Raw genomic sequence first — 11,576 nt, forward strand, 5'->3', positions numbered from 1 at the left:
CCGGATCACACCCAGCACCCGGATCAATGGAGGACCCCGCGCCGCCCAGCACCCGGATCAGCCGAGCCGGGCGCGGGCCGGGTCACCCGCCGACGGAGATCACATGCTGACCAGGCTGTTGCGGAACCACCTACCCCCCTACTCGCGGCCGATCGCGCTGCTGGTCGTGCTGCAGCTGACCGCGACCCTGGCCATGCTCTACCTGCCGACCCTGAATGCCGACATCATCGACAACGGTGTGGTGCCGGGCGACACGGGTTACATAGTCCGGCTCGGCGGGATCATGCTCGGGGTGACCTTCCTGCAGGCCGTCTGCTCGGCCGCGGCGGTGTTCTTCGGTGCGCGCACCGCGATGGGGGTCGGCCGCGACATCCGGGCCGCGGTGTTCGACCAGGTCCAGTCGTTCTCGGCCCGCGAGGTCGGCCGCTTCGGCGCGCCGTCCCTGATCACCCGGGCGACGAACGACGTCCAGCAGATCCAGATGCTGGTGCTGATGGCGTTCACCATGATGATCTCCGCGCCGATCATGTGCCTGGGCGGGATCGCGCTGGCGGTGCACCAGGACGCCGGCCTCTCGCTGCTGCTCGTCGCGATCGTGCCGTTCCTCGCGGCGATGATCACCCTGCTGGTCCGGCGGATGCAGCCGCTGGGCCGGAAGATGCAGGAGCGTCTCGACGAGGTCAACCGCATCCTGCGCGAGCAGATCACCGGCCTGCGGGTGATCCGCGCCTTCGTCCGGGACGACCACGAGAAGCGCCGTTTCGGCACCGCCAACGCCGACCTCACGGACGTCTCCCTGCGCTTCGGTCGGATCATGGCGCTGCTGTTCCCGCTGGTGATGGCGGCGGTGAACGTCTCGAGCATCGCCGTGATCTGGTTCGGCGCGCACCGGATCGACGACGGTGCGATGGAGATCGGGGCGCTGACGGCCTTCCTCAGCTACCTGATGCAGATCCTGATGTCGGTCATGATGGCCACCTTCATGTTCTCGATGATTCCGCGGGCCGAGGTGTGCGCGGAGCGCATCCAGGAGGTGCTGGGGACGGAGTCGACGCTGCGCCCGCCCGCCGACCCGGTGCGCACGCTGCCGCGCCACGGCGAGCTGGAGCTGCGCGACGTCATGTTCAGCTACCCGGGCGCCGAGGCGGCGGTGCTGCGCGGGGTCAGCGTGCGCGCTCGCCCCGGGCGGACCACCGCGATCATCGGGAGCACCGGCAGCGGCAAGTCCACGCTGCTCGGCCTGGTCCCGAGGCTGTCCGACGTCTCCGAGGGCGCCGTCCTGATCGACGGGGTGGACGTCCGCGACATCGACCCGAAGCTGATGGCCGAGACCGTCGCCCTCGTCCCGCAGAAGCCGTACCTGTTCACCGGGACGATCGCGTCCAACCTGCGCTACGGGGATCCCGAGGCCACCGACACCGAGCTGTGGCGCGCCCTGGACATCGCCCAGGCCAGGGACTTCGTCGAGGCGATGCCCGACGGGCTGGACACCCCGATCGCCCAGGGCGGGACGAACGTCTCCGGCGGGCAGCGCCAGCGGCTCGCGATCGCCCGGGCGCTGGTCCGGCGTCCGGACATCTACCTGTTCGACGACTCGTTCTCGGCGCTCGACTACGCGACCGACGCCGCCCTGCGCGCGGCGCTCGCGCGCGAGACAGCCGGCGCCACGATGGTGATCGTCGCCCAGCGGGTGGCGACCATCCGCGACGCCGACCAGATCATCGTGCTGGACGACGGCCAGGTCGTGGGCACGGGGACCCATCGCGAGCTGCTGGCGGGCAACGACACCTACCGGGAGATCGTCTTCTCGCAGCTCACCGAGGAGGAGGCGGCATGACCCGCCCACCCGCGGGCGGGGCCCGCCCCATGGCAGGCCCCGGTCGGTTCTTCGCCGCCGGGGGCGAGAAGCCCGAGGATTTCGCGGCCTCGACCCGGCGGGTGCTCCGCCTGCTGGGCCGGCAGCGCGCGCTGCTGATCCCCGCGGTCGGGCTGGCCGTGGTCGGCATCGGCCTCACCGTCACCGGGCCGCGGCTGCTCGGGCACGCCACCGACCTGGTGTTCGCCGGCCTGCTCAGCTCCCGGCTGCCCGCCGGGACGACCAAGGCCGAGGCCGTCGCGCGGCTGCGTGCCGAGGGCCACGGCACCCAGGCCGACCTGCTGTCCTCCGTCGACTTCACCCCCGGCGAGGGGATGGACTTCGGCGCGATCGGCCGGGTGCTGCTGGTGGTGCTGATCGTCTACCTCATCGCGGGTCTCTGCGCGGTGCTGCAGGCCCGGCTGGCGAACAAGGCCCTGCAACGGATGCTGAGCGACCTGCGGGCCGATGTGCAGGAGAAGATCACCCGCCTGCCGCTGCGGTACTTCGACCGCCGCCAGCGCGGCGAGGTGCTCAGCCGGGTCACCAACGACATCGACAACCTCGGGCAGAACCTGCAGCAGAGCCTGTCCCAGATGATCGCCTCGGTGCTGACCATCATCGGCGTGCTGGCCATGATGATCTGGATCTCCTGGATCCTCGCGCTGATCGCCGTCGTCACGGTGCCGGTGTCGATCGTGATCACCACCCGGATCGGCAAGTTCGCCCAGCCCCAGTTCGTCAGCCAGTGGAAGACGACCGGCCGGCTCAACGGCCACATCGAGGAGATGTACACCGGGCACGCCCTGGTGCGCGCGTTCGGCCGGCAGGAGGAGTCCGCCGAGATCTTCCGGGAGCACAACGAGCGCCTCTACGAGGCGAGCTGGCGGGCCCAGTCCATCTCCGGTCTCATGCAGCCGGCGATGATGTTCATCGGCAACCTGAACTACGTGCTGGTGGCCGTCGTCGGTGGCCTTCGGGTGGCCTCCGGCGCGCTGTCGATCGGCGACGTCCAGGCGTTCATCCAGTACTCGCGACAGTTCAGCCAGCCGCTGACGCAGCTCGCCAGCATGGGGAACATGGTGCAGTCCGGGATCGCGTCGGCGGAGCGGGTGTTCGACCTGCTGGACGCGCCCGAGCAGGAGCCCGACCCGCTGGCGCCGGCCCGCCCGGAGCAGGACCACGGCCGGGTCGCCTTCGAGCACGTCGCGTTCCGCTACGAGCCGGACAAGCCCCTCATCGACGACCTGTCGCTGGTCGCCGAGCCGGGGCACACCGTGGCGATCGTCGGGCCCACCGGCGCCGGAAAGACCACACTGATCAACCTGTTGATGCGCTTCTACGAGGTCACCGAGGGCCGGATCACCCTGGACGGCGTCGACATCGCCGAGATGTCGCGGGCGGACCTTCGGCGATCCATCGGGATGGTGCTGCAGGACACCTGGCTGTTCGGCGGCACCATCGCGGAGAACATCGCCTACGGCGCCGAGGGCGCCACCCGCGAACAGGTCGTCGAGGCGGCCCGCGCCGCGCACGTCGACCGGTTCGTGCGCACGCTCCCCGACGGCTACGACACCGTGCTCGAAGACGAGGGCGTCGGGGTCAGCGGCGGCGAGAAGCAGCTCATCACCATCGCGCGCGCGTTCCTCGCCGAGCCGCTGATCCTCGTCCTGGACGAGGCGACGAGCTCGGTGGACACCCGCACCGAGGTGCTGATCCAGCGGGCGATGTCCCGGCTGCGCGCCGGCCGCACGGCCTTCGTGATCGCCCACCGGCTGTCCACCATCCGGGACGCCGACACGATCCTCGTCATGGAGGACGGCGCGATCGTCGAGCAGGGCGACCACGACGCCCTGCTGGAGGCGGACGGCGCCTACGCGCGGCTGTACAAGGCCCAGTTCGCCCAGGCCGTCGTCGAGACCGGCTGAGCGCACGGGTCTGCGCGGGCACTGGTCTCCGGGGGCACCGGCCGTCCGGGCGGTGGAGGGCGGGCGGCCGGGCCCTCGCGGGCGCGTGGGCGGCGGGGGCGGCGGGGGCGGCCAGTAGGCTTGACCACGCGGGCCGCGGGAACTGCGACGTGCGCGGCGCCGTCAAGACGCCTGGGATTCTCGGGCGGAAGCCTCTCGCAAAAGGGTGTTGTGCATGGCGACGGACGAGTCCACGGCGGGTCCCCGCTCCGGGTATCTCACCGACTCGGTGGCCTCCGCCGCGGCCGCCGCCGCGGACGGGACGGCCGTCCGCCTCGCCGGCCGGGTGGTGCTCTGGCGACGCATGGGCGGGCTGGTCTTCGGCCACATCCAGGACCGCGCCGGCCGGGTCCAGGTGTCGCTGTCCCGGGACGAGCTCGGGGTCGAGACCTTCCAGGAGTGGGCCCGCGCCGTCAAGATCGGCGACTTCGTCGGCGTCACCGGAACCCTCTACACCACCCGCCGTGGCGAGAAGACCGTCGGCGCCTCCGAGCTGGTCGTCCTGAACCGCACGGTGCGCGCCCTGCCGGACAAGTGGCAGGGCCTGTCGAACATCGAGGCCCGGCTGCGCCGGCGCTACCTCGACCTGCTGGTGAACAGCGACTCCCGGGAGCGCTTCCGTACCAGGGCCCGGACGATCTCCCGCATCCGCCGCTTCCTCGACGACAACGACTTCCTCGAGGTCGAGACGCCGATGCTGCAGGAAGCGGCGTCGGGCGCGGCCGCCCGTCCCTTCGTCACCCACCACAACGCCCTCGGCGAGGACTTCTACCTGCGTATCTCGCCGGAGACGTTCCTCAAGCGGGTCGTCGTCGGCTCCCTGGACCGCGTCTACGAGCTCGGCCGTAACTTCCGCAACGAGGGCATGGACCCCTCGCACCTGCAGGAGTTCACGATGCTCGAGTGGTACGCGGCCTACTGGGACTACCGCGACAACATGCGCTTCGTCCGCGAGATGATCCTGGCCGTCCTCGACGACGTCTTCGGCAGCCGGACGGTGACCTACGACGGCGTGAAGCTCGACTTCGGCGCCGACTGGCCCGAGCTGGACTACCGGGCCGAGGTCGCCCGGCGGACAGGCATCGACCTCACGGTCGTCCGTGATCTGCCGACCCTGCGGGCGCGCATCAGCGAGCTGGGGCTCGAGGTCGACGACGCGGCCTCCTACGCGGCGCTCGTCGACCTGCTCTACAAGAAGGCCGTCCGCCCGCACCTCGTCCAGCCGTGTTTCCTGGTGCACCATCCGGCGGAGCTCGTCCCGCTGGCCCGGCGCAGCGACGAGGACCCGTCCCGGCTCGACATGTTCCAGGTCGTCGTGAACGGCTGGGAGCTGGTGAAGGCCTACTCCGAGCTCGTCGACCCGGTCGAGCAGCGTCGCCGCCTCGAGGAGCAGGCCGAGCTGCGCGCCGCCGGCGACGACGAGACCATGATGCTGGAAGAGGACTTCATCGAGGCGATGGAGTACGGGATGCCCCCGATGTCCGGGCTCGGCATCGGCATCGACCGCCTCATCGCCCTGCTCACCGATGCCCCGACGCTGCGGGAAGTAGTCCTGTTCCCGCTGATGCGAGACTCCCGCCGCGGCCAGACCGACCCAGCCGCCGGCAACGACGCGAACGCCGCCGACACATCTGACACATCTGACACGACTGCCGCGGACCCAGGCGCCGGCTGACGCGGGGTCGCGTTGACCGGGCGTCAGCTGACACGGGGCCGTGTCGACCCGAGTCGACACACGGGTTCAAGGTCGCTGATGAGACTGCGGCGGATTCCCCATATCACGCCGAGGAAAACATTCGAGGAGCCGGCCGTGTCGCTGGCGTCGATACGTCATAGTTTCTGAGTCGTGGATTTGCCGGCAGACGGAATGGGCCAGCGCCTGGTCCAGGCACGGAATCCCTCAAGCTGTCGTCCACCGGGTGTTGGGCGCTAAAGGGGTAGGTGACCGAGCACAGGCTGCCGTGGTCATCCAACCAACTCCGTGTTCAAACCCCGAGTGCATCAGCGCTTGACTGAATGTGTGGCGGGTGAATGAGTCCATGGACTCATTCACCCGCCACACATGTTTTTGGAGGGTGTGGCCGGGGGTGAGGGGCTGGGGTTGACCTCTACTTCGGTTTAGGTGTGAGGGTGGGGTGGTCGGTGGCGGGGTGGTGCTCTCGGCAGAGCCGAGTGGGACGGAGGGCGCGGTTGTGAGCGGTGATCCGGGTGGCTTGGCGGGTCTGGAAGAGGCAGGGGAACCGCAGGAGGCAGGGGGGCCGCGAGAGAAGGGGGAAAAGGAAGGGAGCCGAGGGGAGCCGGGTGGGCGATCCGCGCCATCCGGCTCGGTCGGGCCGCCGCGCACCGGGCTCGTGTTCACGGTGCTCGTGCTCGGTGGCCTGCTCGTCATTCTCGACATCACGATCATCAATGTCGCGATCCGCACGCTGGCGGCGGATCTCGATGCCTCACTGCCGGTGATCCAGTGGGTTTCGACGGGCTACACCCTGGCGCTTGCCGTGACCGTGCCGACGACAGCATGGCTGGTGGCACGGTTCGGTTCCGGACGTGTCTACATGGCGGCCCTGAGTCTGTTCGTGCTGGGATCGGTGCTCTGCGGTCTGGCCTGGAACATCGGCGCGCTCATTGCCTTCCGGGTGGTGCAGGGGATCGGCGGTGGCCTGGTCAACCCGGTCGCGATGACGATTGTGCTACGGGCCACGCCGCCGGAGCGGCGCGGGCGCGCCATGGGCCTGTTGGGTCTGCCGGTGCTCGTCGGGCCGGTGATCGGGCCGACGCTGGGCGGCTGGCTGGTCGACATCTCCTGGCGGTGGATCTTCCTGGTCAACCTGCCGCTGGGCCTGGCCGCGCTCCTGCTTGCGAGCCGAGTCCTGCGCCCGGTCACCGCGGCCGCGGGTGCCGTCCAGCGGGGCGGCACGCTTGAGAGTGCTGACGGGCGGCTCGACGTCCCAGGGTTGGCGCTTGTCGCGCCGGGGCTGGCGCTGTTCGTCTACGGGCTGGCGGAGAGCGGGCGGCGCGGGACTGTGACCTCGGCAGGTGTGCTCGTGCCGGCGCTGGTCGGGCTCGCGCTGGCGGTGGTGTTCGTGGTCCGGGCCGCTCGGATGCGCGCCCCACTGGTCCAGGTTGCGCTGTTGCGGCTGCGGGCTGTCGCGTCAGGGACGGCGACGCTGGCGCTGTTCACGGCGGCCTACTTCGGTTCGATGTTCGTCCTGCCGCTCTACTGGCAGCTCGTGCGGGGGCTCAGCCCCGCGGAGACGGGGATGCTGGCGATCCCGCAGGCGCTCGCTACCGGGGCTTCGCTGCAGGTGGCGAGCCGGATGGTCGACCGGGTTCCGCCTGCCCGCGTGGTGGGCTTCGGGATCGTGACGGCGTCCTGCGGGCTGATCACCGCGACGCTGTTGCTCGGCGTCGACACCCCGTACTGGCAGATGGTGCTGGCGATGTCCGTCATGGGAGTCGGCGCGGGCTCGACGATCATGCCGACGATCACGACAGCGCTGCGGCATCTGAGCGACCGGGACGCGCCGTCCGGCAGCACGCTGCTGACCATCACCAACCAGGTGAGTGTCTCGATCGGTACCGCCCTGACCTCCGTCGTACTCGCGGCCGGCCTCACCGCCCAGGGCGTGGCCGGCGCTGCCGGTGGCGGTGGCGGTGGCGCGGCCGGAGGCGGTGAGGGCGTGCTGCCGACCGTGGTGGACGGCCCGGCCGCCGCCCGGTTTGCCGAGGCCTGCCAGGACACGCTGTTCGTGTCCGCCGCGCTGCTGGTTGCCGCGCTCGTCGTGGCGCTGACGGCGATCCCGGGTGGTCCGTTCAGTGCTTCTCGACGTCTCCGGGGCCAGCCGCGTATCCGTGCTCCTCGACGTCGCCGGGTTCGGCCTCGCGGGGAGGCGCAGGATCAGTCGCCGGTTCGAGCAGCGCGGACAGGCGATCTGACTCCGCCGCGGTGAGCTCCCGCAGCAGCGGGAGGCTGGCGAGCAGATCGGTGACCGGGATCCTGCTCGGCCCGCGCGGCGCGGCGACCTGGGTCGTGAAGTCGCAGACGAGACTGCGGTCGTCGGCGATCGGGAGACGCGCCTTCGTGACTCGGGCGCCCGGCCCGAGTGACTCGGCGAGCGCGGCGAGCCGCTCGTCCCGCGTGACGTCGATGTTGTCCTCTCCGCGGTAGACGATCGTCCGGCCCTCCGCCGCGATCTCCAGTTCTGCCACGGTGGTTCCGGTCGCCCGGGTAAGGAGGCCGGCGAGCGGAACGCCGTCGGACCGCCCGCCGGAATCCTTTCCGTGTGGATCGTCCGCCTGGCCGTCCAGGTAGGCGGTGAACTGCTGGGCGCGCAGCGCAAGCAGTTTCCGCTCGATTTTCCACTCGAACGGAGGGTTTTCATCCGTGACGTTTCTCGAAACCGACCGCAGCTGGTAGGAACGGGCCCGCAGGACGCCGATGTTCTGGGTGACGTAGTGCTGTAGGTTCGGCGTCGCGGAGTCGACGTGCAGGCGCGCGATCTGTTCCAGGCTCGCGCGGCGGCCGAGCCTCCGCCAGAACACCGGGTCGGTTATCTCCTCGCCGGTCAGCAGGAATTCCAGGGCGGCGTCGGTGACCTCGCCGGAGAGATCGCGGACACCCGGAAATCCGGCGATGTTCCCCCCGGAGCCCACCCAGACGGCCTGGAGGAACTGGTTCAGCAGCCGGGACTGCCGGCGGCGCAGGCTGGCGGTGACGATCTCGGTGGCCCGCCTGGTGCCCTCGACCGCGAGCGCGCGCGCCGCGTCGATGCCCTGGCTGAAGCCGTCGGCGATGGCCGAGGCGTTCACGGCGTCGAGGACACCACGGCCGTCCTGCGTCAACGCCGTCGAGATGATTCTGATATCGGGGGAGCGGTCCCGCCGCTCGATCATCGTGGCGAGGCCGTCGGCATCGGTGAGCAGGGTGTTGGCGGTGCCCGCCTCCGCGGCGAGGCGAACGTGGGCGTCGCCCGCGTTCCGGTACCGCCCGATGCTGAAGACGATCGGCTCGCGGTCCTCGACGAGGGCGACGTCCCGGACGAAGTAGTCGACGTCCCCGCCGAACTTCAGGTACATGAAACGCTGGCCCGCGGCCGCGTCGTCCGGCCAGTCGAGGACAAAGTCGGGCATATATGAATGATTGAAGTACCCGGTGTCCCGGATCTGTACGGAGGAATCGGTCGCCTGTATTTCTCTGGCGACGACGGCCTTGATACTGCCGATACTCTCCTGCGTGCTGGAGATGCTCAACGCGGCTTCCAGCTCGGCGGCGTAGGTCGGGGTGGTCACCTGGCTCCCCTCTCGGTGCCGATGCCTCGAAGTATATTCAGGTTTTCGGCGGAGATGACCAGCTTCTCCTGACGCTCCGAGAGTACGATGATCCACAGGCGCTCCGCGACGCTCTCGCAGGTCTCGTCCGAGACGAGGCTGCCCTCGTGGTCGCGCGGGCAGCCGAACACTCTCCGATGATGCGTGAGGACGGCCGACCTGACCTCGTTCGGTGAGCAGAGGTCCGGCCAGCGGGTCACCAGGAACGGCGCCCAGGTGATCCACATGAAGTGGTCGATGCGGGCCGGCTGCAACGACAGCGCCCGGTAGCACTTCGCGAGAAACTCCACGTAAAGCGTTCCCTGGTCGTGATGGCCGTTGTAGAACTTCGACTCCGCGACGAACTCGTGGCCCTGGAACTCGCCGCCGAGCAGCACACCGCCCAGGTCGTAGGAGAAGCCGCGTCCGTCCGCCCACTGGTAGCTCAGTTTCGCGACCGCCACCGGTTCCGGGGTGACGTAGTAGACGTTCGCGCGGGTCGTGGCCTCGAGCCACAGTTTTGCCCGGCGGGCTCCGTCGGCTCCGCGTAGGTGCAGTTCCTCCCCCGCCATGGTCGCGAGGCTATCGAACCCGATCATTCGTGGGTCATCGCCGCGTGTCGGTAGCGATGGGACTCGTCCGGGGGCGGCCGGTTCGTAGAGTCTTCATTATGGCGTCGGTGGAGGAGAGCACTCGGATCGACATCTGGATCTGGTCCGTCCGGCTCGTGAAGACGCGGACGCAGGCCGGAGATGCCTGCCGCGGCGGCCACGTCCGTCTCAACGGCGAGCGGGTGAAGCCGGCGCGCATGGTCCGCGCCGGCGACGAGGTGCGCCTTCGCCAGGCCGGCCACGAACGCGTCGTCGTGGTCACCAAGGTCCTCACCAAGCGGGTGGGCGCCGCCGTGGCGGCGGAGTGCTACATCGACAACAGCCCGCCGCCCCCGGAACGCCTTCCGGTGATGGCGGTTCGCGACCGCGGGACGGGACGTCCGACCAAACGCGACCGCCGCGCGGTGGAACGCCTGCGCAACCGCTGAGCGGCCGCGGCGGCCCGGCCCGGCTCGGTGGTCAGGGCTCGGTGGTCAGGGCTCGGTCGCGATCCGCGCGGCGAGGGCCCGGGCGAGATCGTCCATCGTGCCCTCGGGCACCCATTCCGCGGCTGGCCGGCGGAGATGGGTGAACACCGCAGGGCCCTGTTCGTCCGTCGGCAGGCCGTGTGCGCGGGGCACGACATGAACGTGGAGATGGGTGAATCCCGCCGCCTCGGAGAATGCCGCGACATATGTTTTCGCGCACCCCGTCACCTCGATCAGGGCCCGGCTGAGCCGCCAGGTGACGAGACCCAGCTCGGTGGCCTCCGCCGCGTCCAGCTCGGCCACCGTGGTGATGTGGCGGCGGGCGATGACGACCAGCCATCCGGGCAGCGCGCAGTTGATCGCGTGCGCGACCCGCCAACCGGTGCCGACGAGGATTCGTTGCCACGGCGGCAGATCATTGAGCGCCGCATTACCGCCGCAGGAGTAGCAGTCGTCCGTACCGGAATCCTGGACGGGCTCCATGGCGGTGACTGTAACGCCTCCGCCGTGGAGAATCGATACCCGCGACGTCGGCCCGCTGCTCGGCGGAAGGTCACCGGGCATCCAGGTATGCCCTCGCGGCGCGTTTCGGGGCCCGCAGCAGCCAGGCCTCGACGACCAGCTCGTCCAGCTCCTCGACGGAGATCCGGTCGAGGCGGACCAGGACCGCCGGGTAGCCGTCGAAGTGCGGGACGGTGAAGAAGACCGCCGGGCTGTCGGCGATCAGCGCGTTCTTGACTCCTTCGTCGGCGACGCGCACACCCAGGACCGGGCCGTCCGGCGCTTTCTCGCCGCGGGCGGCGAACGCGGCGAGGTCTGTTTTCCGCAGGGGGCGCTCCCACACGAAGCCCTTGTCCCGTACCCGCCACGAGGCCGAACCGTATGAGGGGCTCTCGTTCGTCTCGGGCAGCGCCAGCGCCAGCCGGCGCACGTCGTCCCAGGTCGCCATGGCCACACCGTATGCCCGCGGTTCGGTCACGTCGCGGAAAAGACAATCGCCACGGGTCGGGGTGATCCGGAGGGATAGTGGCCGGCATGGGACGTATCCTCTCGCGGGCGGGGGTGACGGCGACCTGTGTGGCGCTGCTGGTACTCCTGTCCGGATGCGGCGACGACGACAAGCGGGGGATGGGTGACGCGCCCGTCCTGAACCGGCGCGGGGATGACACGCCGGCCGAGGTGTTCAATTTTCCGGATCACTTCGGGAACCTGGCCACGAAATGCGTCGGCCACGGGTACCGGGCCTATGTGACAACCAACAAGGGTGCCCCGTCGAACATCGAGATCGTTCCCGATCCGGAGTGCGCGGCCTCGGACGCGACCCCCGTGCCCTCGACAGGCTCCCTGCCCAATGGCGCTGTTTTAAGGT

At 69.9% G+C, this 11,576-nt stretch carries 9 protein-coding genes; 6 read left to right on the forward strand and 3 right to left on the reverse strand.

Translation table 11 applies throughout. The features are described from left to right. The first annotated feature begins 103 nt into the window (after nt 1-103). From E0504_RS14155 to E0504_RS14175, 4 genes are all read left to right on the forward strand, one after another. On the forward strand, nt 104-1,837 hold the full coding sequence (locus E0504_RS14155; protein ID WP_112106554.1) for an ABC transporter ATP-binding protein: 1,734 nt from the start codon (nt 104-106) through the stop codon (nt 1,835-1,837). Further along, on the forward strand, nt 1,834-3,783 hold the full coding sequence (locus E0504_RS14160; protein WP_131624723.1) for an ABC transporter ATP-binding protein: 1,950 nt from the start codon (nt 1,834-1,836) through the stop codon (nt 3,781-3,783). Before E0504_RS14155 ends, E0504_RS14160 begins: the two co-directional genes overlap by 4 nt. A 214-nt stretch (nt 3,784-3,997) precedes the next feature. Further along, on the forward strand, nt 3,998-5,497 hold the full coding sequence (lysS, locus tag E0504_RS14170; RefSeq protein ID WP_112108957.1) for a lysine--tRNA ligase: 1,500 nt from the start codon (nt 3,998-4,000) through the stop codon (nt 5,495-5,497). A 676-nt stretch (nt 5,498-6,173) separates the two neighbouring features. After that, nucleotides 6,174-7,772, forward strand: coding sequence for a DHA2 family efflux MFS transporter permease subunit (locus tag E0504_RS14175; protein ID WP_373693900.1), 1,599 nt, complete (start codon nt 6,174-6,176; stop codon nt 7,770-7,772). 1,335 nt (nt 7,773-9,107) lie between these two features. Here the strand turns inward: E0504_RS14175 and E0504_RS14185 are convergent. After that, the gene (locus E0504_RS14185) at nt 9,108-9,728 is read right to left on the reverse strand and encodes a hypothetical protein (RefSeq protein ID WP_112106207.1); all 621 of its coding nucleotides are present in this window, start codon (nt 9,726-9,728) and stop codon (nt 9,108-9,110) included. A 71-nt stretch (nt 9,729-9,799) separates the two neighbouring features. On the opposite strand from E0504_RS14185, the gene E0504_RS14190 reads away from it, so the two are divergent. Next, nucleotides 9,800-10,168 (forward strand): RNA-binding S4 domain-containing protein, encoded by a 369-nt coding sequence (locus E0504_RS14190; protein ID WP_071064116.1) that lies wholly within the window; start codon nt 9,800-9,802, stop codon nt 10,166-10,168. Between the two features lie 45 nt (nt 10,169-10,213). Here the strand turns inward: E0504_RS14190 and E0504_RS14195 are convergent, their stop codons facing one another. Both E0504_RS14195 and E0504_RS14200 read right to left on the reverse strand, forming a co-directional pair. Next, nucleotides 10,214-10,690, reverse strand: a complete 477-nt coding sequence (locus E0504_RS14195) for an HIT family protein (protein ID WP_112106208.1) — start codon at nt 10,688-10,690, stop codon at nt 10,214-10,216. A 70-nt stretch (nt 10,691-10,760) separates the two neighbouring features. After that, nucleotides 10,761-11,156 carry an MmcQ/YjbR family DNA-binding protein gene (locus tag E0504_RS14200; RefSeq protein ID WP_071064175.1) on the reverse strand — a complete coding sequence of 132 codons (396 nt, stop codon included), beginning with the start codon at nt 11,154-11,156 and terminating at the stop codon, nt 10,761-10,763. An 86-nt stretch (nt 11,157-11,242) separates the two neighbouring features. Here E0504_RS14200 and E0504_RS14205 point away from each other — a divergent pair. Further along, the coding region (locus E0504_RS14205) for a hypothetical protein (RefSeq protein ID WP_243657508.1) at nt 11,243-11,576 on the forward strand (334 nt) is incomplete at its 3' end.

This window comes from Parafrankia sp. BMG5.11, assembly GCF_004337455.1.

What these genes read in the sequence shown, in the direction of transcription:
- E0504_RS14160 (WP_131624723.1), top strand. Translation starts at nt 1,834, where the DNA reads ATGACCCGCCCACCCGCGGGCGGGGCCCGCCCCATGGCAGGCCCCGGT.
- lysS (WP_112108957.1), top strand. Translation starts at nt 3,998, where the DNA reads ATGGCGACGGACGAGTCCACGGCGGGTCCCCGCTCCGGGTATCTCACC.
- E0504_RS14200 (WP_071064175.1), bottom strand. Translation starts at nt 11,156, where the DNA reads ATGGCGACCTGGGACGACGTGCGCCGGCTGGCGCTGGCGCTGCCCGAG.
- E0504_RS14155 (WP_112106554.1), top strand. Translation starts at nt 104, where the DNA reads ATGCTGACCAGGCTGTTGCGGAACCACCTACCCCCCTACTCGCGGCCG.
- E0504_RS14195 (WP_112106208.1), bottom strand. Translation starts at nt 10,690, where the DNA reads ATGGAGCCCGTCCAGGATTCCGGTACGGACGACTGCTACTCCTGCGGC.
- E0504_RS14185 (WP_112106207.1), bottom strand. Translation starts at nt 9,728, where the DNA reads ATGATCGGGTTCGATAGCCTCGCGACCATGGCGGGGGAGGAACTGCAC.
- E0504_RS14190 (WP_071064116.1), top strand. Translation starts at nt 9,800, where the DNA reads ATGGCGTCGGTGGAGGAGAGCACTCGGATCGACATCTGGATCTGGTCC.